The organism is Pseudomonas sp. PD9R (genome assembly GCF_019200975.1).
In the GTDB taxonomy this organism is placed as follows: domain Bacteria; phylum Pseudomonadota; class Gammaproteobacteria; order Pseudomonadales; family Pseudomonadaceae; genus Aquipseudomonas.
Genome location: NZ_JAHTMR010000003.1, coordinates 542,388 through 564,559 on the forward strand (window position 1 = coordinate 542,388; position 22,172 = coordinate 564,559).

Below are 22,172 nucleotides of genomic sequence, written 5' to 3' on the forward strand. Positions count from 1 at the left end.
CCAATAAGTCAGGTGAATCAAGATGACCGTAAAAATTTCTCAACTGCCGCAATTGCAGCAATTCTTCCGCGAAGCCTCAGGACTGGACAACAGCGAAGGCGATCCACGCCGCAAGCAGATCGTCTTACGCTTGCTGCAGGAAGTCGCCCGAGTGATCGAGGATTTGCAGATCAGCGATGATGAATTCTGGGGGGCGGTGGACTACGTCAACCGCTTGGGTGCCAAAACCGAAGCAGGTTTGCTGGTCGCCGGACTCGGCATCGAACATTTCCTTGATCTGCTGGCGGATGCCAGGGACGCAGAGGCAGGCCGGACCGGAGGCACGCCACGCACCATTGAAGGTCCCTTGTACGTAGCAGGCGCGCCACTGTGTGAGTACCAAACTCGAATGGATGATGGGAGCGAGGATGGCACAGCAACAGTGATGTTTCTGGAGGGCCGCGTCACCGCCCTTAACGGCGAACCGATCGCCGGAGCCACCGTGGACTTGTGGCAAGCCAACACCCAAGGCAACTACTCATACTTCGATAAGAGCCAGACGGAGTTCAATTTGCGTCGCCGGATTCTCACGGACGCCAATGGTTGTTACCGGGCTCGCAGCATCGTGCCTTCGGGGTACGGTTGCGATCCAGCCGGCCCCACTCAGGAATGCCTCGATCAGTTGGGCCGCCACGGGCAGCGGCCAGCGCATATCCACTTCTTCATTTCTGCCCCAGGGCATGAACATCTGACCACGCAGATCAACTTGTCCAATGACGAGTACCTGTGGGACGACTTCGCTTATGCAACACGTGACGGGCTGATTGGCGAAGTCATTTTCGTCGATGACGAGGAACAGGCTGCTGCCAATGGCGTGACAGGACGCTTTGCCGAGATGACGTTCAATTTCAGCCTGCGTCCGGCCGCGAACGAAGCCGCCATCCATCGCAGCCAACGCCCGCGAGCTTTGCAGCCCGCCTGACAGGCCGCTGTTTTCTCGACTTCAACGAACTACTGCAAGGAGACAACAATGTCCCAGAACGATGCACCATCGATGAAAGTCCGTGCCGCCGTGCTGCGCGCCTCGGGAGCCCCATTGGAAATCGAGGACGTCTTGCTTGAGGCACCTCGGCCAACAGAAGTGCGCGTCCGTGTGGTCGCCACAGGCGTTTGCCACACTGACATGGTGGTGCGGGATCAGCTGTTTCCTACACCACTGCCCATCATCCTTGGCCATGAGGGTGCGGGTGTGGTGGATGCGGTCGGTTCCGCGGTCACCACGGTACAACCGGGCGATCACGTGGTGATGACCTACATGTCCTGCGGTCTCTGCCTGCCTTGTGAAACGGGTCACCCGGCGCACTGCACTCACATGCACCCGCTGAACTTCGGTGGAGGCCGACTCGATGGCAGTTCCTCCGCTTGCGGGTGTGGCAATGACCACGCTATCCACGACCATTTTTTTGGCCAATCCTCGTTTTCCACTTACACGATTGCCAACGAGCGCAACGTGGTCAAGGTCGCGAAACAGGCGCCACTGGAACTGTTGGGGCCGCTGGGTTGCGGCATCCAGACGGGCGCAGGATCGGTTCTCAATGCACTCAAGGTCGAGGCCGGATCGAGCTTCGCCGCCTTTGGTGCGGGCGCAGTCGGCCTGGCGGCGGTAATGGCCGCGAAGGTCGCTGGCGCTACGACCATCATTGCTGTGGACGTCACCCCAAGTCGCCTGGAACTCGCGCTGGAACTGGGGGCCACCCACGTCATTAACAGTCGCGAAGAAGATCCGGTTCAACGTATTCAGGCCATCACCCAGGGCGGAGTCAATTACAGCCTTGAATGCTCCGGTCGTTCCGAGGTGCTTCGTCAGGCGATCGACGCACTCACCACGCTGGGCACCTGTGGCATCGTCGGCGCCACCAAAATGGGCACCGAGGTGGCCTTCAATATCAACGACGTAATGATCCCCGGCAAACGGATCATGGGCATCGTACAAGGCGATGTCGTTGCCAATGCCTTCATTCCGAAGCTGGTTGATCTCTATCTGCAGGGCCGATTCCCTTTCGACAAGCTCTGCAAGTTTTACGAGTTCGATGAGGTGAACCAGGCGATGGCCGATAGCGAGCGCGGTGTCACCATCAAGCCGATTCTTCGCATGCCAGTCCCTGCTTCGGTCTGACTTTTTCGATCTGCAAAGGAACCCGCAATGACCGTTCAACTCGTGATAGACAATCAAAAACTCGACGCCTCCAATGGCAAGACTTTCCAACGCGTCGATCCGCTCAGCGCTGCGACCGTAAGCGTAGGTGCAGCTTGCAGCGTCCAGGACGCCATCCGTGCTGCCGAATCTTCCCAGCGCGCTTTTCGGACGTGGTCCAAAACCGGCCCAACCGAGCGTCGGCGTATTCTGCTGGCGGCGGCTGATGCACTTGAATCGAAAATGGCGCAGTTCTGCTCGGTCATGGCCGAAGAGATCGGCGCGTCGCAGCTGTGGGCACAATTCAACGTGGGCGCATCGGCCAACCTGCTGCGTGAAGCCGCTGCCCTGACCACGCAAATCAAAGGCGAAACCATTCCTACCGACAAACCTGGCGCACTGTCGATGACGTTGCGCCAACCGGTGGGCGCAGTGCTGAGCATCGTCCCCTGGAATGGCCCGGTCATTCTTGGCGCACGCGCCATTGCCTATCCACTGGCGTGCGGCAACACGGTGATTTTCAAGGGTTCGGAAAGCAGCCCGCGTACGCATGCGTTGTTGGCCGAAGCGTTTTACGATGCCGGTCTGCCTGCGGGGGTATTGAACTTCCTGATCAGCGCGCCAGAGGACGCCGCTGCGGTGACTGAAGCGTTGGTCGCGCATGACATTGTGCGTCGAGTGAATTTCACCGGCTCGACCAAGGTCGGCCGCATGATTGCCCAGACCTGCGCCAGTCATCTCAAACGCTGCCTCCTGGAGCTGGGTGGCAAAGCACCTTTCATTGTTCTGGATGACGCGGATATCGACGGGGCAGTCAACGCTGCTGTTTTCGGAGCGTTCCTGTACCAGGGACAAATCTGCATGTCGACCGAGCGTTTCGTGGTCGATGAAGCGGTAGCCGACCAATTCGTTTCCCGTTTCGCAGAGCGAGTACGGTCGCTGGAAACGGGCGTTCCATCAACGACTCCAAGCTGCGTGATTGGCCCGATGATCAGCCAAGGCTCTGTACAACGGATCAATCATTTACTCGATGACGCCATTGGAAAGGGCGCTGACATCGTGGCGGGCGGCTTGGCGGAAAATGCCTTGATGGGGCCGACACTGGTCGATCGGGTTACCCGTGCGATGTCGATCTACGACGAAGAGACTTTTGGTCCGGTGACAACGATCGTCCGGGTGAAGGGCGCCGAGCAAGCGCTGGAGGTGGCTAATGACACCGCCTATGGTCTTTCGTCATCCATATTCAGTCGCGATGTCACGCGGGCATTGGAACTGGCTGGCCGACTGGATGCCGGCTGCGTACACATCAATGGCGCTACCGTACAAAACGAACCGCAGGCCCCGTACGGAGGAATGAAGAAGAGCGGTTATGGCCGATTCGATGGCAGTGCCGTCATCGAGGAGTTTACCGAGGTCAAGTGGGTCACGGTTGAACCCTCCAACCAGCCGTATCCATTCTAAATTTGAAACCGGCGCGTAATGCGCCGGTTTTTTTTTGACCACGTGACGCAGGGACCTTAGTCAAGCAGGTCGGCAATGGATTCGGCTGCCAATTGATAGGATCGGCAGCGTGCGTCGCCATCATGAATCCTCGCATCGATAATGAGCTCATCCGCCCCCGTGGTCGCGATGAACTGGCGTAGCCAACTGCCAACATCATCCTTGTCGCCTACGGCTGTGCAAGACATGGCTTGAGCCAGATTGTGGCGATCCATATCGGCGAGTCTTTCCATAAAACCTTCTTCCGGGCGCGGCAGAGCACCTGCCTTTCCCGCGTACAAATTGCTCACCCAATGACGATGTGAACTCGCCAGGTAATCGGCTTCGGCGCGTGATGGGGCAGCGAAGACATTGGCGCCAGCGATGACGTAGGGGTGGTCGAGCAATTCCGATGGCCGGAACGAGGAGCGATAGTGCTCGATGGCTTGCATCAGGAATCGAGGTGCGAAATGTGAAGCGAATGCGTAAGGGAGCCCCATTCTCGCAGCGAGGTCCGCACTATTGAGGCTCGAACCCAGCAGCCATATCGGAACGTCATGGGTTTCAGGGATTGCACGCACCAGCTGATTTCCGTTGTCCGCCAGATAGTCCGTCAATTGCTCAATGTCTTGCTCGAAGTCGCGCTCGGAGGCGTCACCGCGCATGGCTCGAATAGCCAGTCCTGCTGATCCAGGTGCTCTGCCAATGCCTAAATCGATACGGCCTGGAAACAAGGTATCCAATGTCCCGAACTGCTCCGCCACCATCAACGGGGAGTGGTTGGGTAGCATGATTCCGCCAGAACCGACTCGCAGGGTGCTGGTGGCCGCAGCGAGATGCTGGACGAGCAAGGTGGTCGCCGAAGAAGCAATCCCCGGCAGGTCGTGGTGCTCGGCGATCCAGTAGCGTTTGTAGCCGTGGGCTTCCACGTGGCGCGCCAGGGCGGTGGCGTCGGCAATGGTGTGGGCAAAGGTCTTGCCTTCGCCGATCATCATGAGGTCAAGCACAGAAAGGGCGGTCATTGCATGTTCCGTTTTTAAGGTGAGGTCTGTGACGCGGCCATCCGCTACTTCAGCGGGAAATCCGACCAGGACGGATGCCGTGCCAGGCGTTGATCGACTTCCCGTAGCGTTGCCAGGCAGCGCTGGAGCTTGAGGTAAATGTCCCCCCCATAATCCCAGCCGAGCACGCCAATGCTGCCGGTATAGCCGACGCGATTCAGCGCGGCGATCAAGGCGAAGTTGTCCATCTCCCCGCGGTCGACCGGCTCCATGGTCGCCACACCGCCCCAGCCCAGTTGCGAAAGTGCGCTGCCAGAGGTCACCACTTGCATGAGCCAGGGTTTCATCGCGGCGAGGCGCTGTTCCAGTTCGCCTTCCTGGCTGGCGTACCAGTGATAACCATTGAACGAGGCCCCCAGGCATGGGTGAGCAAAGAGTTCGCAAATCTGTACGACTTGCGTAGTGGTCTGGGTGACGTGATGAAGATGCGGATACAACGCAATGCGTAATCCGCGTCGTTCGGCAATGGGCAGCAGCGACTCGATAAACCGCAGTATGGCTTGGGTGCCATTGACTGAGGTCTGAATCGCCAGTTCGATCAGCTCCACACCCTCAACGGTTTCAACGATACGCCGTATCAGGGCATCGTTGCGCCCCTCGTGCAGCACCAGGTAAAGGCCCTCGATGTACAGGCCATGGTTTTCCCGGACGCTGGGCAGCAGGCTGAGGTCAGTCAGTGGTGTGCCACCCCAGGCAGCGACAGTAATGCCGTCGTAGCCGATCTCGGACAACATTTCGCACTGCGTCTGAAAGGCGTATACGCCCATTGACGAGTAGAAGAAGGAATCGAGTGCATGGATGCGCTGAGCCATGATTTATCTCCTGGCTCAGTGCGGCGAGTCGGTCAGGACAGCCCACTCAGGGTGGGCGGCCAACCGTTGTTCCATCGATCGGAAGGCGGTGACTGAGCGGCGCAGATTGCCGTAGACGTCGCCGCCCATGCTTTCCCAGCCGAGCACACCAAACCGTCCATCAAAGCCGCGCCGTTCGAGCGCGCCCAATAACACGAAGTTGTCCATTTCTCCTTCATCGAGCGGTTCGATGGTTGCCAGGCCGCCCCATCCGAGCGGGGAGCGCCGGGTGCCAGCCATGTTTACCTGTTTCAGCCATGGCCACATCGCGTCGAGGCGCTGCTCCAGGGACTGCTCTTCAGTCGCGTACCAGTGATACCCGTTGAACACGATGTTGAGGCGCGGATGGTTGAATTCCCTGCATAGGGCCACCGCCTCGGTGGTCGTCTGCATGCCGTAGCGGGCGTGCGGGTACAGGCTGATCTCCAGGCCTCGGCGCTCGCAGATCGGCAGCAGGCGCTCGAGCATTCGGCGGTCAAAGTGCGTGACTTCGTCGCCGGAGTGCAGGGCCAGTTCGATTGTGGTACAGCCCTCGATGGTCTCGAACAGGTTGGTCACAAACGATTCGAGACCCCTACGATAGATCAGGTAGACCGCACCCACGTCCAGGCCCCAGGTGGGTTTGACCTGGGCGATCGACTTCAGGTCTTTGCTCCAGGCAGACATTGTCAGCCCCTGGTAGCCGAGTTCGGCGAGCATCTCGCACTGCGCCGCCAGGGGATAGGTCCCCAAGGCTGTCTGGAAAATGAAATCCATATGATGCAAAAGACGATTCATGAGTGGGTCTGCGCGGTTGATGGGTTGGCGGGTAAGGACGCACTTGGAAAGTGCGGCAAGAGGTATTCGCCCAGCTCGTCGATGACTTCCGAGGCGTGGCGTCGCTGGGGTTTGAAGTGCAGGGCAACATGACCGACGCCCTGATCCTGTTGACGTTTCCAGTGTTCGATCAGCGTGTTTCGCCCGGCACGCAGCACGCGCCCCGCCTGCAGAGGATGGTTTGGATCTCGGTCGAGGTCGAACAGAGTGCCGTAGCCATAGGGCTTGTAGACGTTGTCGCCACAGGCTGCACGCCACCGCTTGATGATCTGGGGAATCAGGACAGGATTGGAAATGTAGGAAAGGATGCCGTCACTGTTCTCGCCAACCCAATCCAGTGACTGACCCGCCTGGCCAACGATGATGGTTGGCATACGTGTGCCCACTGGTTTGGGAACGAGGTCAATCTCTCCATTCAACTGGCCATAAAACCGCGACGGGTGTACGGCCCAGTGTGTTTCCGAGGCGGCGCGAATGATTGCCAGTGCGTCACGGAAACGCTCCGCGCGGTTGCCGAAGTCGAGTCCGAAGGCGGGGTATTCCACCGGCCGATCGCCAGTGGCCAGGCCGAGGATAAATCGTCCCCCAAGTAGCTGATCGATACTCGCGGCCTGCTTGGCAACGATCAATGGGTCGCGCAGGGGCAGGACAATGCCGGCAGTACCGATGGCTATCTGCTTGGTCACGGCAGCGAGGAAGCCGGCATAGACCAGCGGATCAAGGATTTGAGCCACGTCACCGAAGTTCGGATCGTAGAAGGGCACGTCCCGAAGCCAGATGGCGGAAAACCCCGCCTCGTCAACCTTATGAGCTAGTTGCGCGTGATCCTGCAGGGTCGGGCCTGGGCTATTGGGGTAGCTTTCCAGCGGTGCAATAAAACCGAATGTCAAATGGCAGGGTTGGAAAACGCGCGCGAAGCCGGGATGTTGTTTGAGCTCCGGCGCAAGCTCATAGGGGGAAGGCATCGAAGTCATTCGAGATCTCTCGTGTAGTCAGATGACGGCAACTTCGCAGGGCGATATAGCGAGGTGAAGTCACAATGGCGCTGACTATAAGTTGTATGATACGAAAGAAAAACAGGATGAAATTCCGATCATTTGCGAATAAAACGCTCAAATAGACTGGGGTGACCATGGATCATTTTGGAGCGCTCAGCGCGTTCGTTCATGCCGCGCAAACGCGCAGTTTTACCGAAGTTGGACGCAGAACCGGTGTGTCTTCATCGGCGGTTGGCAAGGCGGTTGCGCGTCTGGAGGAAGAGCTGGGTGTAAGGCTGTTTCACCGGTCCACGCGCGCCATCACCCTGACGTCCGAGGGCAGTCTGTTTCTGGAACGCTGCCATCGAATCTTTGCCGAGTACGAGGTTGCCAAACGGGAGCTCACCCAGGCTGCCGGTAAACCCCAGGGGAAGTTGCGCCTTGGTTTGCCACAGTTGGGGATGAGGTTGATGCCTCACTTGATTGCGTTTCAGCAGGCATACCCCGAAGTGGAGTTGGAGCTGGAATTCAGTGATCGGTTGGTCAACGTGATCGAGGAAGGTTTTGATGCCGTGATGCGTATCGGAGAGGTTGAAGACTCGCGGCTGATGATGCGCAAGCTCAACGGCTACAGTCATCGCCTGGTGGCATCTCCACATTATCTTTCACTACGGGGAGTTCCTTCACGGCCATCGGAATTGTCCAGCCATTCGTGCCTGCGTTATCGATACCCCACCAGCGGCAAACTCGACGCCTGGCCTCTGGTGGTAAAAAAGGGGCAGGCCAGTGTTGAGCTGGGACAGTCGGCTACCGCCAACGCGATTGAGCCGTTAATGGCAATGGCCGAGGCGGGGCAGGGAATCGCATGCCTCCCTGATTTTTTTGTCGAGGACGCCATCGCTGACGGGCGATTGGTGCCGGTATTGGATCGCTACGTTCGCGACCACCGCACCTTCAGTATTCTCTGGCCCTCCAGTCGCCAGCCGTTGCCCAAGATAAAGGCGTTCGTGAGCTTTATGTCATCGCGCCTGACGTGATTCGTTGCGGTTGACCCAAACGCAAGCAGCCGACGCGCTGGGAGAGGGCGTCGGCAGACTTGAGTTAGCAGTGACTTACGCTTGGCTGGACGCTTTTGTCGCCATGGCGCCGTCACCCAGCAATGCGACGACCAGTGCTGTCGCCGAAAGGTAAACAGGATATTCCCAGCCACCATTGGCGTTGGTGAAGCTCCAGCCATTGCCGAAGTGGACGGTCGCGGCAACGAACAGTTGGACCACTGCCAGGGCGGCCACCCAGCGCGCATAGACACCCAGTACCAGCATCAAGCCGCCGATCACTTCAAAGGCCATGACCGGGTAGGCCAGGAAGCCCGGGAAACCGATGGATTCAAAAAAGCCTGCGGTGCCTGCCGGGGTGAACACAAGCACTTTGGTCAGGCCGTGTGCAATGAACATGATGCCGAGGGCCAGGCGCATAACGAGTGCGGCATACGGAGCGGTGCGTGAGTCGATCATGGTGCGGTTCCTTGTTTACTTGGAGAGTGACAGCGTGTGGGTCAGCCATTGCGAGAAGTCCGCCAGTTCTTCAGCGACGATCTCGTGGGCCATGTCGTAGAAGTGCGTTTCGTGGACGACGCCGATTCGATCCAGCCAGGCGTCCGCTTCCTTCGCCCAGGCCAATGGCAGGACGTTGTCTTGATGACCATGGGCGACAAACGCGCGGACGGACTTGAGCCGGTCGGTGGAGGCAATTCGCGGATCAAGTTCACGCAGCATTCGGCCGCTTAAAATAGCGAAACCGGCAACCAACTCGGGCTCGGTAAGCCCAAGGCTTGCACTCATGATGCCGCCCTGGCTGAAGCCGGCGATCACGGTCGGTAGCTTGGGCAGTGCTTCGATGAAGCGCTGCAGCAGTTGGCGGCTGGACTCCGCTTGCTCTTGATTGAAGGAAGGGCCGTTGCCGGTGAACGTCACCTGGTACCAGGCGTAGCCCTGTGGGCCAACTTGCAGCGGACCGCGCAATAGAATCACTTCCAGCTCTTGCGGCAGCGATGCGGCCAATGAGGCGAGATTCGCTTCATTTGACCCGACACCATGCAGTAAAAGCAGGCGGCCCCTGGGCGCCGAAGTGCTGCACTCTTTGCGGAAAAACAGGCCCGTTTGCGGCTCGCGGGACGCGTCAGAAAAAATCGTGTCAGCCATAGTCTTCAACGCCTTAACTGGTTTGAATGGATTCAGATCCATCATTGTCGATTGAGGTAAACAGGTAGCTGTCCATCGCCAGCACCCCGTAGCTCACGCCACCTTCAACGACACGCGTTGCATAGTGTTCGCCGGCCGCACCGAGGGCGATGAGCAAGGGTAAAAAATGCTCATCAGTCGGGTGGGCGCGTTCTGCGGAAGGGGCGTGCTGCCTATAGTCCAGTAGCAAATCGGTGTTGCCCGCCTGTAGGTTTTGGGCTGTCCAGGCAGCAAACTCTTTCACGTAGTCAGCCCCATGGGTGGCCGCCCCCCGAAACTCATACAAGTTATGGGTCAGACTTCCGGAAGCCACGATCAACACGTTTATCTCGCGCAGTGGCGCGAGGGCTTTGCCCAATTTCCAGGCCTGGTAAGTGTCTAGGCCGGCAGGCATCGAGACCTGAACGATGGGAATGTCAGCTTCAGGTGCCAGATAAAGCAGCGGCACCCAGGCGCCGTGGTCCAGACCTCGACGGGCATCAAGCCGAGATTTCCATCCGGCATTCTGTAGCAGACCCACGATATGAGCGGCGAGGGTCGGAGCGCCCGGTGCGGGGTAGCGCAACTGATACAAGGCGTCGGGAAATCCCCCGAAATCGTGAATAGTTTCGGGGGCGGTGCTCGCTGTCACGCTGATTTCGCCGCGAGTCATCCAGTGTGGGGAAAGGATGACGATGGCATCAGGTCGCGGTAGTTCGCGACCGAGTTCGGCCAGACGTTGACCCGCCAGACCAGGCTCGATGGCAAACATCGGAGCGCCATGAGACACAAACAGCAGGGGGAACGAAGTGTTCAGGGTGAATGCTCCTCAAATGGTTTGATGGTGCGTTTCGATGAGCCCAGTTTATAGATTGAGTTGCTGAGATAAATAAGGCCAAATGCGACTAACCGTTCCACTTATCGAGACAATCATGGACAGAGCATTGGAGATGCAGGTCTTCTGCACCGTCGTCGACAAAGGCAGTTTTGTCGGGGCGGCCGAACCCCTGGACATGTCGAAGGCGGCCATCTCACGCTACGTGAGCGGTCTTGAAGGGCGACTCGGTGCGCGGCTTCTGCACCGCACGACCCGCCGGCTTTCATTGACGGAGGAGGGGCGTCAGTTTTATCACCAGGCGCGTGAAGTCCTGGCACTGATGGATCAGGCCGAGGAGGCCGTATCGTCCACCGCACCGGAACCCAGTGGCGTTTTGAGGGTGAATGCACCGGTCAGCTTCGGTGTGCTGCACTTGGCGCCGTTGTGGGGGGACTTCATGAGGGCTTACCCCAACGTCGAGCTGGACATCAATCTGAACGACCGACTGGTGGATCTTGTAGAGGAGGGCTTCGATGCCGCCGTTCGTATTGCTCGCATGGAAAGCTCTTCCCTGATAGGGCGTCGATTGGCAGGCACCCGGATGTGCCTGTGCGCTTCACCTGACTATCTGGCGAACCATGCTCAAGTGCGCACGCTGGCAGACTTGGCCGAGCACGGAGTGATTGCATATACCAACTTCGCCAGCGGCAATGAATGGCAGTTCATGGGCCCTGACGGCAGCGAAAGTGTGCGCACCCGCTCGATTGTTCGCTGCAACAACGGCGATACCTGTCGCAGTATCGCCTTGGCGGGGGGCGGCATTGCCTTGCAGCCCAGTTTCATGGTGGCCGAGGATTTGCGGACGGGGGACCTGATTGAGATCCTGCCCGAGTACCAGTCTGTCGAACTGGGTATCTACGTGGTGTATCCCACCCGCAAGCACCTGGCGACCAAGGTCCGTGTACTGATCAATTTTCTGGCGGAGCGATTTGCCCATCCTAAATGGGAACAGTAGATGCGATTTCTCCGGACAGGGGGTCACCGCTTATCCAGAAAGCCTCGCAGATCGGTCGCGAACTTTTCCGGATTCTTCAATGCCAGGAAGTGATCGCCCTGTTCCGCCTTGGTGTACACATGCAGTGCAGATCCCGCGATGACCGAATTCATCCAGCGTTGGCTGTCCAGCCAGTCGCTGTATTCGCCGGTGAAAATGGCGGTTGGAACATCAATCTTTGTCTGGATGACATCCCGCCAATCGTTGGTGACGTGATCGAACAGCACGCGCTCCATAAACGCCATGTCATCCTTCACAACGGCCTGAGCCAGGCTGATGGCGTTGTGGAACCAGGGTGAGTCCAGGGCAATGGCCCGTTCCAGCACCCGAGTCGCGCTGATCAGTTGGTTGGTGGGCGTTCCCTTGGCGTAGGACGCAATCATGCGCTCTGGCGAGGTGGTAAACGCCCCGGCTTGCAGTCGCTCCAGTTCAGTCCAGTCTTCATGACAATAAACCGAGGGCGCCTGGTCAATGATGCTCAACGTGCGCATGCCTTGTGTACCGAACAGGTCGACATACGCCCACAGGATCGACGCGCCCATCGACCAACCGCAGTAATCGGCTTGGGACACGCCCAAGTGATCTGCAAACTGTTTCACGTCCATGGCATATCGGGAAATCCGATTGCCAAAGGCGACCTTTTCGGAGAGTCCCTGGTTTCTGACATCCAGTACGTACACGTGATAATGCTGGCTGAGGATGTGCATGAGGTGGAAATACAACGCGCCGTTGGCTGACCATCCAGGGATGAAAATCAGCGGCGTGCCCGCACCGGCTTCCCAATAGGCGAGGTTGACCCCGTCGCTGCTGACAAAGCTGTTGAGTTGCAGGCCTTCGAAGTCAGAAGCCCGAACAGGTTGACCTGGGATTTCATGGGGAAAGTGAAAGTCCTCGCCGAGCAGCGAGAGAAGTGATTGATTGTTCAGTGGATATTTCAAAGTGCAATCCCATCCAGTTGAAGAAACGGCGCAGTTGATTCAGGGCGCATCGGGGCGACTCTCATCCACACCGGCATATCGACGCCGAGCGGAGGCTGCGAAGAGATTTACGGCGATGCAAATTGCCAGGACCAACGCTGAAAACAGCATCGCGTGGGATAGCCCGGCGGAAAAAGCGACCTTATCCGTATGAGCGATCATCGTGCCGAATACAGCGACGCCAATCACACCGCCCAGTTGCCTGGCGGAGGCCATCAAGCCGGAGGCGATGCCCGCGTCATGCTGTGTGACCGAGGACAGCATCGAGTTGGTAATGAACGGTACTGACATGGCGCTGCCAATACCTACCAGCATCAGCGCACCATTGAGCAACCACAGCGAGCTATTGGAAGTGGTTTGCGACAGCGCGATGAATCCGACGATCTGAACCGTGAAACCCGTCGTGATAATACGAGTGGCACTGAACCGCCTGGCGAACCTTGACGAGAGCATCGTAGAAAGTGTCAGCACCGCCGTCAGCGGGATAAACGACAACCCCGTTTTCAATGCGTCGTAGTGCAGGAAGGCTTGAAAGTAAATGCTGAAAACGAAGACCGTTCCATAAAACGTCAGATTGATCGCAGCGCCTGCGAGCGCCATGCTCCCCAACACTTGGTTTTTTGCCAGGTGAGCGGGCAGCATCGGATGTTTTACCCGACGCTCGATCAGAACAAATGCCACCGAAGAGATCGCGGCGATGGCCATCGCGGAGAGCGTTTCGCTTGCCCAACCTTTGGCACTGAATTCGGTCAAGCCATAGGTCAGTGATGCCAGGCAAATCGCAATACTGATTTGCCCTTGAATATCGACGTGCTTATCAACCCGAGGGGAGGCGGGGGCATAGTGCAGAATCAACCCGATAGCCAACAGGCCGATCGGAATATTCAGCAGAAATACGCTTCGCCAGCCGAAGTACTCGATCATCAAACCGCCGATCACGGGACCGGCAGCCAATGCGATACCCCCACAGGCACCCCAGAGCGCAACAGCGGCACGACGCGCATCGGGGTCATGAAATGACACGCGAATCAGGGTTAGTGATGTCGGTATCAGGAAGGCCGCGCCGATACCCTGCACGATGCGCATAGTGATCAGCATCGTCATGCTGCCTGCGAGACCACATCCAATGGAGGCGAGGGTAAAGAGAGCGAAGCCCCCTGCAAAGACGGACTTTGCCCCCCACTTGTCGCCCCATGCACCACCCAGGATAAGCAAGGCAGAAAAAGGCAACGCGTAGCTGTTGATGACCCACTGCAGGCCGGTGAGGTCGGTGCCAAACGCGCTCTTGAGGGCGCCCAGGCCGACGTTGACGACGCTGACGTCGAGTTGAACGACAAGGAATCCCAAACAGGCGGCGATCAAAATCGCGCGTAGCGAGACGGGTGATATGGGGTGTGCGGTCACTGGTTTACAGTCCAGGCATGTTGTGGTCGTGTGTTGCTCAGCAACGGCCAGCAAAGCCAGGTAGTGCCTGGCGCTCGCTGGCAGCACTACTTATACGAATTGCAAAACGTCGTTAACAGCTTTCCGGGGCTTTTGCGGCCAGTTGGCCGTGCCAGGGTAGCCCACGGTGATCAACATCACCGGGATCTCCGTCGCGGACAAACCGAACGCTTGCGCCACTGCCGACGGGTCGAACCCGATCATGGGGGTCGAAACAAGGCCTTGCCCTTTGGCGGCGAGCATCAGGGTCATGGCCGCCAGCGAACCTGAACGGATAGCTTCGTCGCGTTGTAACTGCGGGTTTTGCTGATACATGCCTAGGGCGGCTCCCAGCCACATATCATAGATCGCCTGGTCAATGATGCCGGCATCCAGTGTCGGTTTCAGGGCTGAAGGCAGGGTTTCATGGGGATTGAGAGTGCCACAGACAATAAAGGTCACGGCGGCATCCATGACTTTCTGTTGACCGTAGGCCAATGGCAGCAATCGTGCCTTGGCTTCACTGCTGCGAACGGCCAGGAACTTCCAGTTTTGCAGGTTGAAGGCGGAGGGGGCGTGCGTAGCCAGATCGATCAGGTCGGTGACCTGTTGGTCCGTCAACTCGCGTTCAGTGTCATAACTGTTGGCGGAAATTCGCGACTTAATAACTTCAGCAATAGCAGACATGGTGATCTCTGTACGGGAAAGGGGAAGTGCGCAGACCCTGTTTGTCGTGAGCCTGCGCAGTCAATGAACTTAGCGACTGAAGCCGTCGAAAGGAGTCATGTAGACCGCGCCGAACGGATCCAGGCGTTTGCGGATTTCTGCATCTGGGATGCCATAGACCACCAGACTGGTGACGGTGCACAGCTCAAGGAAACGCTTGCCGAACGGTGCAAAGGTGGTGTCTACGTGACTGACAACGGCATCGGCGTTGTAGCGTTCAAGGATGTGAACGGTGCTGTTGTCTTCGTTGACGCTGTATTCGTAAACCAGCGTACCGGGCTCGGTGCGGGTGGCTGCCACGATGTTCGAAATCAGCGCCTTGAACTCTCCAAACGCTTCGGGTTTTACAGCGAGGGAGAACAGGCAGGAGATATATGGGTGCATGAGTAGCCCTTGCGTCAGAGGCTTCATGAAAAGCCTGTTGAGGATGCATCGCTGGTCAAGCCGATGCATTCGGTGCTGATGGGGGTCAGGATTTCTTGGGCGCGTCCCCGAACAGTTTGCCGGCGCCAGCCCAATCCGAGGCGGCGACGTCCTCGAAAATGACGTAGATGTAATTGGCATCTGTACCGGTGTGTTTAACGATGCTTTCGGTGATGTCGGCGGCAACAGCGGCTTTTTGCGCGTGTTCTTTACCTTCAAACCAGCTCACTCGTACGACGGGCATGATGATGTCCTTTTGGGCGTTGATCGGGAGAGGAGTGCACGACGTACGATCACGATCTGCACTGCTGTATTTCTGGAATCTATTCTACTGGCGAACATACTGGCGATAAACGGCCAAAAACTATAATGTGGGTAGACTAACACTCTACAATTGGCGAGCAGATATGGTCCCTATCGATTCGTTTCAAGGCGTCATCACGTTCGTCGTGGCTGCCCGCTCGACGAGCTTCACTGAGGCTGCCGAGCGCCTTGGCCTGTCGAAATCTGCCGTGGGAAAAGCCATTGCGCGCCTGGAAGAACGCTTGGGCACACAGTTGTTCCATCGCACAACGCGTCGCATTTCCCTGACCGCGGATGGTGAGGCCTATTTCGTGGCGTGCTCTACCGCCCTCGAAGAAATGGGTGCCGCAGAGAGCGGGTTGGGGCCCGGTGGTGGTGAACCGTCCGGACGTCTGCGAGTCGACATTCCTGTGGCATTCGGGCGCCGGGTCGTGGCCCCATTGCTGTTTGAGATCGCCAAAAAATACCCGGCCTTGCAACTGAACCTGACGTTCTCCGACCACTTGGTTGATCCCTTCGAGGAGGGCATCGATTTGCTGGTCCGCTTCGGAGAACTGCAAGACACCAGCGGTCTGGTGGCGCGGCGGCTGACCCGACAACGCTGGGCCATTTGTGCCGCCCCCGACTATCTGACGCGCTTTGGCATTCCGCAGACCCTGGAAGACTTGAGTCAGCACCGTTGCATTGTCGGGCATCGACGCGGCCAGCCGCTGTCATGGCGGGTCATGCAGGCGGGGCAGACCGTACGATACGCACCACCGTCGACCCACCAGATTGGCGACGGGGAAGCCATGATTCTCGCGGCGGTCGCCGGCACAGGCTTGTGCCAGATGCCACGTAGCCTGTTCCAGGACGATATCCAGGCGGGCAGGTTGGTGGAGGTTTTGCAAGTGTATGAACCAGAAGCTGTCGATGTGCATGCCGTGTGGCCAAAGGTGTCTCACCTAAGGCCGAAGGTCAGGTATGTGGTCGATGAGCTGGTCAAGCTATGTGCGCATTTGCAGTGATGTAAACGGCTTCCGGGCGGGGTTTATCGCTGGATGACTCATCGCCACAGGGGTCGTAAATGTGACTCGGACTACTTACCACGCTGCGTACTGACAATGCCATGTTCCAGCATCGTTGCCAGCAATACGTCAGTCTTGTTGCGCAAGTGATCTTCCATCAGCGCACGCAGCTTCTTGCCATCGCCTTTCTTCAGATACGCCAACATCTGTTCATGCTCGGTCACCGCCTGCATCCATCGTCCGGGTGTCGGGTTCAAGCGGCGGCGCACGTGGCGCAGACGTGCATTGAGGTTGCCGAACATTTCGCTCAGGACCTTGTTGTCGGCAATGCGCAGGATCTCCAGGTGGATCTTCTGGTTGAGATCGAAATAGCTGGCCAGATCCGCCTGTTCATGGGAAAGCCGCATGGCCGCTTGCAAGAATTCCAGGTGGGCAATGTCGCTCGCCGAAATTTTCTGGCAGGCCTGCTCGCCGGAAAGGCCTTCCAGCGCCGCCAGCAAGGTGAGCATGTTGGCAGCTTCATCCAGCGACAGACTGGCGACCCGAGCCCTTCGCGTCGCAGAAATTTCCACCAGGCCTTCGCGGGCAAGCATTTTGATTGCTTCGCGCAGGGGCGTGCGGGAAACCTCCAGTTCCTCGCAGATCGCGCGCTCCGACAGGGGCGCCCCCGGCTGCAACTCACCGCTGATGATTTTCTCGCGCAGGGCCAGGTAGGCGGTTTCGTTGATCTGTGGCTTGAACTCGGCCATCGGGTCACTCTCTGTCTTTGGTATCCCGAATCTTAACCGGACAGACCAACGGCGTCATAAAGATCTTGCGTAAATTTCTGTCGTGATTATATTTGGGATACCAATTTATGAAATTGGCATCCCAAATATAAGAATTTACCTAAAGGTGTCTGCATGAACAGCCTCTCCCCATCGCCCGATGTGGTCCTGGTCGAACGCAACGGCCCGATTGCCACCGTGGTGCTCAACCGCCCCGAAAAGCTCAATGCCACCACCTTGCAAAGCTGGCAACTGCTGGCCGCTGCCATGCGCCAACTCGACGCCGATGACAGCGTGCGCTGTGTGGTGATTCGCGGCGCCGGCACCCAGGCCTTCGCGCCGGGCAATGACATTTCGGAATTTGAAACCCATCGAAACTCTGTCGATCAGGCCCGGGATTACGGTCGGGTGATGCACGACGCACTCAAGGCCATCGATGCCTGTCGCCACCCGCTGGTAGCGATGATCCATGGCATTTGCGTGGGTGGCGGGCTGGGTATCGCGTCCCTTTGCGACATTCGCATCTGTGGTGAGTCGAGCCGTTTCGGTGTCCCCGTCAACAAGCTCGGGCTGGCCATGGCCCATGACGAAATGGGCGGCCTGATGCGTATCGCCGGGCCCGACGTGACGCTCGAGATTCTGTTGGAAGGGCGCGTGTTCGGTGCCCAGGAGGCGCTGGAAAAACGCCTGGTCAGCCGAGTGGTGGCCGATGCCGAGGTTGAAGCCAGCGCCTTGCAGAGCGCCCAGCGGATTGCCGCCGGCGCACCGTTGGTGGCGCGTTGGCACAAACAGTTTGTTCGCCGCCTGGTGAACCCGGCGCCGCTGACCGATGAGGAATATGAAGAAGCCTTCGCCTGCTTTGGCACCGAGGATTTCCAGATCGGCTATCAGGCCTTTCTGGCCAAGCGCAAACCCGTTTTCGGAGGGCAATAACATGGCCGGACCACTGGCAGGAATGAAAGTCATCGAGCTGTCGCACATCATGTCTGGCCCAGTCTGCGGAATGATGCTGGCCGACATGGGGGCTGAGGTCATCAAGGTCGAGAAAATGGATGGTGGCGATGACTGTCGACGCTTCGCGCCGATCCTGGACCATGGCGAATCCGCCTCGTTCATGATGCTTAATCGCAACAAGCGTGACATCGCCCTGAATCTCAAGACCGAGGGCGGCAAAGAAGTGCTGCGCCGAATGTTGGCCGACGCGGATGTGGTGACTGAAAACTACCGCAACGGCACCATGGAAAAACTCGGCCTGGGCTATGACGTCCTCAAGGAACTCAACCCGGGGCTGATCTATTGCTCGGTGTCCGGCTACGGACGCACCGGCCCGTTCGCCGACAAGGGTGGCTTCGACCTGATTGCCCAAGGCTTGTCGGGGATGATGAGCAACACTGGCGAACCGGGGCAGGACCCGATCAAGGCCGGCTCGCCGATTGCCGACATCAATGCCGGAATCCTGGCTGCCTTGGGCATCGCTGCCGCCTATGCACACAAACTGCAGACCGGGCGCGGCCAAGTGGTCGATACCTCGTTGCTCGAAGCCGGTTTTCAGCAAATGTATTGGCCGGCGGCCAATTACTTTTCCGAAGGGGTAATCCTGCCCAAGATGGGCTCGGCCAACTCCACCAGCACGCCTTATCAGGCATTTCGCACCCGCGATGGCTGGATCAATATCGGCGCGGCCAATCAGGGCAACTACGATCGCCTGCTGCAGGTGCTGGACGCCCCGGAAATTGCCAATGACCCGCGTTTCGCCAGCAACCCGGAGCGCATGCGCCACCGCGACGCACTTGTAGCGCTGATTACTGCACGCCTCGTGCAGGACACCACCGATAACTGGGTCACGCGGCTGGATGCCGTCGGTCTGCCGGTGGGTGCCGTTCTGGACATCGCCCAGGCAGTGGCGCATCCGCAGATTCTGGAACGGGAAATGATCGTTGAAACCCACCACCCGGTGACTGGCTCGGCCCGCAGCATCGCCTTGCCGATTCGCTTTTCCGAAACCCCCAAGCAAGTCAACCGACCGGCCCCGCTGCATGGCGAACACACCCTGGAGATTCTTCACGAGTACGGTTTCGATGCGCAGCGCATCGCCGAACTGAGAAATGAGGGGGCGATTTTGGCCGCGGTCGGCTGACCGACGGCAATTCCCCGTAACCCAAACATCGAGTTATCTACAACAACAAAAAGGTAGCGAACATGAACAGGTTCAAGCTCAAGGCAACCACCACCGTCATGGTGCTGCTGTGCCTGATGTACTTCATCACCTACGTCGATCGCGTCAACGTCAGCACCGCCGCCGGACAGTTCAGCACCGAGCTGGGATTGAGCAACACTCAGTTGGGCTTCATCTTTTCGGCCTTCGCTTACCCCTACATGATTTTCCAGTTCATCGGGGGTTGGGTCAGTGACCGTTTTGGCGCCAAACGCACCCTGATCGCCTGCGCCTTTGTCTGGGCCACCGCCACAGTGCTCACCGGCATGGCCGGCGGCTTCATGAGCCTGGTCGCGGCGCGCATGTTGCTGGGACTAGGGGAGGGCGCGACATTCCCTGCGGCCACCAGCGCCATGGCGGCCTGGGTATCGAAGGAGAAGCGCGGTTTCGCCCAGGGCATCACACACTCGGCGGCACGCCTGGGCAATGCCATGGCACCGGTCATGGTCATGGGCCTGATGACCGCCTACGACTGGCGCTTCGCCTTCTACCTGCTGGGTGCGGTGAGCTTCGGCTGGGTGGTGTTGTGGTTCGTGGCCTACACCGAAAAACCCGCCGATCACCCGCGAATCACCCCCGAAGAGGTGGCTGCACTGCCCCAACCGAAGGTGCGTCAGAAGGACGCTCCCGGAACCTACGCGCGGTTGTTCAAACGGATGCTTCCGGTCTCCAGCGTGTACTTTTGCTACAACTGGATTCTCTGGCTGATGCTCAGTTGGATCCCGATGTACTTCATGCATAACTACAAACTGAACATCAAGGAAGCCGTGCTGTTTACCTCCGGCGTGTTCTTCGCCGGAGTGGTTGGCGACCTGCTTGGCGGCTGGATCAGCGACAAGATCCTGCACCGCACAGGTAATCTCAAGCTGGCTCGAACCTGGCTGGTGGCGATTTGCATGGGACTGACCGGGCTGGCGCTGATTCCGGTACTGTTATTCCAGGAGCCCATGTATTCGCTAATCTTCCTGGGGCTGGCGTTGTTCTTCAATGAAATGACGGTTGGACCGATGTGGGCCATCCCAATGGACATCGCCCACGACCGCGCCGGCACTGCCAGCGGCATCATGAACGGCACCGCAGCCACCGCCACCATCATCAGCCCGCTGCTGGCCGGCTACCTGATCGACAGGACCGGTGACTGGAGCCTGCCGTTCATGGTCTCGATCGGTGTACTGGCATGCGGGGTCCTGCTGACCTTTACCATGAAGCCGCAAAACGCATTCGAAGCGAGAACGACGCAGTCTACGCAGTTGGATTTGAACCCGGCAATTTGATAACGACCACTGCGTGATCTCCATGGCGTTAAATACAACGACTTGATTCAGGCTGGCAAGTGGGGAGGCGCTGAGCAGCGCCGGCCTCACTTGAAAGTCTTCTGCGTCATGGAAATAACCAGAGCAATACTGGCGACAATGATGACTGCCCAGAAATACTCCATGCTCGCGACCAGGGTTGATTGTTGGTGTAAGGATTGGGCAAGTGTCGCTACCGAAATCTGGCTGGCGGGGCCCGCACCAACGGTAGGTGTGAGTGCCTGGGCCAGCATCTGAGTCTGTTCCAGATAGAGCGGATCGCCTGCGCTGAAGTGACCGTTGAGGTTGTTGTATTGCACGGTGGTGCGCCATTGCAGGAACAAGGTCGCAACGGTTGTGCCGAGTGCCATGGCTATCTGCGCCAGCATGCTTTTGATCTGATAGGCGTGGGCGAACAGCGTGTCATGGTGTGTCACATCGCGAAATGTCTGCATGGCCGCCGTGGCGAGTACCAGCATCACGAAACAACCGTTAAGCACCAGCGCAGGCAAGATGTTTGCCCACATATTCGCGCCAGGCGTAAGGGCGGAAGCCATCCAGCCGAAGCCGACCAGCGCTGCGAACCCGGCCACGAAAAACTTCTTCGGAGCGGGGAATTTGGGAATAACCACGGACATGATGCCCCAGGTGACTAGCGCTCCCGCCAACCCGAAAGCCTGAAACGTACCGATTGTGTCCCATGAATAGCCCAGCCCGGTCTGCAGAAAGTACGGCAAGATGTAATTGTTGCCGCCCAGCACTATGTAGGTGAAGCAGAAGAGGGCCACCCCTAGCATGTAGCGGTGTTGCATCAGGTCTTTAACCTTGAGAAAAGGCGCATGTTTGCCGTGTTCGGCATGGAAAAAGATATAGATGCCCAGCGCAGCGAGTAGCGCAAATGCGATGAGAATGAATGATTCGTTGTAAAAGTCGTAGTAGGAGCGTTGAAGGACATAAAGAAGGAAAAAACTGCTGACCGCTAACAAGAGGATATTTGCCGGGCTGGAGGGCGTTCTTTCATCTTCCGGCGCAAGGGTATTGGGCAGAAAACGCGTACACAGGAAAGCTGCGATCACAGCGCCGGCGGCCAATATCCCGAAAATGGCGTGCCAGGTGTCTTCAACCACCACAAGTGACGAGAGGAATGGCGCCGAAGCTGTACCGCCAGCCAGACCGGTAGCAAACACCTTGATCCCGACAAAACGCCCGGGGCCAGGCGGGAGCAGGTTGACCATCAAACGCGCGGATGTCATGAACGATGCGCCACCCAATGCCATGATCACGCGACCGACGGTGAAGGTGCTCAGATCCGTCCCCACACCACACACGAATGCGCCCACTACGTAAATGCTGATCGAACCCAGCATGAAGTTACGCCAACCCAGCCGCTCGACCAGCCAGCGCTGCTTGGAGATGACCACGACGGCGATGCACGCATACAGCGCAGCGACAAGCGTGAACTCTTCGGGACTGGCGTCTATTTCCCCGCGGATTGGCGCCGAGGCAAAAGCAATCATGCCTGCTTGCAAATACTCCAGCGCGCACAACAGTCCCACCGTCAGTAATAAGGCGGCATTCTTTCTGTACATGGTT

General features: G+C 58.2%; 23 protein-coding genes. 9 read left to right on the plus strand and 14 right to left on the minus strand.

Going from position 1 to position 22,172, the window contains the following annotated elements:
- Positions 1-22: 22 nt before the first annotated feature.
- From catA to KUF73_RS10030, 3 genes are read left to right on the plus strand one after another with little or no spacing between them, the layout of a single operon-like run.
- Positions 23-961, plus strand: a complete 939-nt coding sequence (gene catA / locus KUF73_RS10020) for a catechol 1,2-dioxygenase (RefSeq protein WP_218437873.1) — start codon at positions 23-25, stop codon at positions 959-961.
- Between the two features lie 48 nt (positions 962-1,009).
- Positions 1,010-2,155, plus strand: a complete 1,146-nt coding sequence (locus tag KUF73_RS10025; protein ID WP_218437874.1) for an NAD(P)-dependent alcohol dehydrogenase — start codon at positions 1,010-1,012, stop codon at positions 2,153-2,155.
- 27 nt (positions 2,156-2,182) lie between these two features.
- On the plus strand, positions 2,183-3,634 hold the full coding sequence (locus tag KUF73_RS10030) for an aldehyde dehydrogenase (protein ID WP_218437875.1): 1,452 nt from the start codon (positions 2,183-2,185) through the stop codon (positions 3,632-3,634).
- A 56-nt stretch (positions 3,635-3,690) separates the two neighbouring features.
- Here the strand turns inward: KUF73_RS10030 and KUF73_RS10035 are convergent, their stop codons facing one another.
- Genes KUF73_RS10035 through KUF73_RS10050 form a run of 4 tightly spaced genes read right to left on the minus strand, consistent with a single transcriptional unit; the run spans position 3,691 to position 7,354 of the window.
- Positions 3,691-4,674: an LLM class flavin-dependent oxidoreductase gene (locus KUF73_RS10035; protein WP_218437876.1), complete on the minus strand. Its 984-nt coding sequence runs from the start codon at positions 4,672-4,674 to the stop codon at positions 3,691-3,693.
- A 44-nt stretch (positions 4,675-4,718) separates the two neighbouring features.
- Positions 4,719-5,525: a sugar phosphate isomerase/epimerase gene (locus KUF73_RS10040; RefSeq protein ID WP_218437877.1), complete on the minus strand. Its 807-nt coding sequence runs from the start codon at positions 5,523-5,525 to the stop codon at positions 4,719-4,721.
- 15 nt (positions 5,526-5,540) lie between these two features.
- Positions 5,541-6,341, minus strand: coding sequence for a sugar phosphate isomerase/epimerase (locus tag KUF73_RS10045; protein ID WP_218437878.1), 801 nt, complete (start codon positions 6,339-6,341; stop codon positions 5,541-5,543).
- Positions 6,338-7,354, minus strand: coding sequence for an LLM class oxidoreductase (locus tag KUF73_RS10050; RefSeq protein WP_218437879.1), 1,017 nt, complete (start codon positions 7,352-7,354; stop codon positions 6,338-6,340). Before KUF73_RS10050 ends, KUF73_RS10045 begins: the two co-directional genes overlap by 4 nt.
- 158 nt (positions 7,355-7,512) lie before the next feature.
- Between KUF73_RS10050 and KUF73_RS10055 the strand changes: the two genes are divergently transcribed.
- A complete protein-coding gene (locus tag KUF73_RS10055) occupies positions 7,513-8,394 on the plus strand; it encodes a LysR family transcriptional regulator (protein ID WP_218437912.1) in 882 nt (293 codons plus the stop codon).
- A gap of 75 nt (positions 8,395-8,469) precedes the next feature.
- Here KUF73_RS10055 and KUF73_RS10060 read toward each other — a convergent pair whose 3' ends face one another.
- From KUF73_RS10060 to KUF73_RS10070, 3 genes are read right to left on the minus strand one after another with little or no spacing between them, the layout of a single operon-like run.
- Positions 8,470-8,871 (minus strand): DoxX family protein, encoded by a 402-nt coding sequence (locus KUF73_RS10060; RefSeq protein WP_218437880.1) that lies wholly within the window; start codon positions 8,869-8,871, stop codon positions 8,470-8,472.
- A 15-nt stretch (positions 8,872-8,886) separates the two neighbouring features.
- Positions 8,887-9,558 (minus strand): alpha/beta hydrolase, encoded by a 672-nt coding sequence (locus KUF73_RS10065; protein WP_218437881.1) that lies wholly within the window; start codon positions 9,556-9,558, stop codon positions 8,887-8,889.
- 13 nt (positions 9,559-9,571) lie between these two features.
- A complete protein-coding gene (locus KUF73_RS10070; protein WP_218437913.1) occupies positions 9,572-10,393 on the minus strand; it encodes a class III extradiol ring-cleavage dioxygenase in 822 nt (273 codons plus the stop codon).
- Positions 10,394-10,508: 115 nt separating this feature from the next.
- On the opposite strand from KUF73_RS10070, the gene KUF73_RS10075 reads away from it, so the two are divergent.
- Positions 10,509-11,408, plus strand: coding sequence for a LysR family transcriptional regulator (locus tag KUF73_RS10075; RefSeq protein ID WP_218437882.1), 900 nt, complete (start codon positions 10,509-10,511; stop codon positions 11,406-11,408).
- Positions 11,409-11,431: 23 nt separating this feature from the next.
- Here the strand turns inward: KUF73_RS10075 and KUF73_RS10080 are convergent, their stop codons facing one another.
- From KUF73_RS10080 to KUF73_RS10100, 5 genes are all read right to left on the minus strand, one after another.
- Positions 11,432-12,385, minus strand: coding sequence for an alpha/beta fold hydrolase (locus KUF73_RS10080; RefSeq protein ID WP_218437883.1), 954 nt, complete (start codon positions 12,383-12,385; stop codon positions 11,432-11,434).
- Positions 12,386-12,424: 39 nt separating this feature from the next.
- Complete coding sequence (locus KUF73_RS10085; RefSeq protein WP_218437884.1) at positions 12,425-13,828, minus strand: MFS transporter; 1,404 nt, start codon at positions 13,826-13,828, stop codon at positions 12,425-12,427.
- A 90-nt stretch (positions 13,829-13,918) separates the two neighbouring features.
- Positions 13,919-14,533, minus strand: a complete 615-nt coding sequence (locus tag KUF73_RS10090) for a nitroreductase family protein (RefSeq protein ID WP_218437885.1) — start codon at positions 14,531-14,533, stop codon at positions 13,919-13,921.
- Positions 14,534-14,602: 69 nt separating this feature from the next.
- On the minus strand, positions 14,603-14,956 hold the full coding sequence (locus tag KUF73_RS10095; protein WP_218437886.1) for a putative quinol monooxygenase: 354 nt from the start codon (positions 14,954-14,956) through the stop codon (positions 14,603-14,605).
- A gap of 85 nt (positions 14,957-15,041) precedes the next feature.
- Positions 15,042-15,239 carry a 4-oxalocrotonate tautomerase family protein gene (locus KUF73_RS10100; protein ID WP_218437887.1) on the minus strand — a complete coding sequence of 66 codons (198 nt, stop codon included), beginning with the start codon at positions 15,237-15,239 and terminating at the stop codon, positions 15,042-15,044.
- Between the two features lie 163 nt (positions 15,240-15,402).
- Here KUF73_RS10100 and KUF73_RS10105 point away from each other — a divergent pair, with 163 nt between their 5' ends.
- Positions 15,403-16,305, plus strand: a complete 903-nt coding sequence (locus KUF73_RS10105; RefSeq protein WP_218437888.1) for a LysR family transcriptional regulator — start codon at positions 15,403-15,405, stop codon at positions 16,303-16,305.
- A gap of 71 nt (positions 16,306-16,376) precedes the next feature.
- Here the strand turns inward: KUF73_RS10105 and KUF73_RS10110 are convergent, their stop codons facing one another.
- The gene (locus KUF73_RS10110) at positions 16,377-17,054 is read right to left on the minus strand and encodes a GntR family transcriptional regulator (protein ID WP_218437889.1); all 678 of its coding nucleotides are present in this window, start codon (positions 17,052-17,054) and stop codon (positions 16,377-16,379) included.
- A 153-nt stretch (positions 17,055-17,207) separates the two neighbouring features.
- Between KUF73_RS10110 and KUF73_RS10115 the strand changes: the two genes are divergently transcribed.
- The 3 genes from KUF73_RS10115 (at position 17,208) to KUF73_RS10125 (ending at position 20,561) form a co-directional block, all read left to right on the plus strand.
- Complete coding sequence (locus KUF73_RS10115; protein WP_218437890.1) at positions 17,208-18,005, plus strand: enoyl-CoA hydratase/isomerase family protein; 798 nt, start codon at positions 17,208-17,210, stop codon at positions 18,003-18,005.
- Between the two features lies 1 nt (position 18,006).
- Positions 18,007-19,209, plus strand: coding sequence for a CaiB/BaiF CoA-transferase family protein (locus KUF73_RS10120; protein WP_218437891.1), 1,203 nt, complete (start codon positions 18,007-18,009; stop codon positions 19,207-19,209).
- 62 nt (positions 19,210-19,271) lie between these two features.
- Positions 19,272-20,561, plus strand: a complete 1,290-nt coding sequence (locus KUF73_RS10125; RefSeq protein WP_218437892.1) for an MFS transporter — start codon at positions 19,272-19,274, stop codon at positions 20,559-20,561.
- Between the two features lie 86 nt (positions 20,562-20,647).
- Here KUF73_RS10125 and KUF73_RS10130 read toward each other — a convergent pair whose 3' ends face one another.
- Positions 20,648-22,168 carry an MFS transporter gene (locus tag KUF73_RS10130; RefSeq protein ID WP_218437893.1) on the minus strand — a complete coding sequence of 507 codons (1,521 nt, stop codon included), beginning with the start codon at positions 22,166-22,168 and terminating at the stop codon, positions 20,648-20,650.
- Positions 22,169-22,172 lie beyond the last annotated feature (4 nt).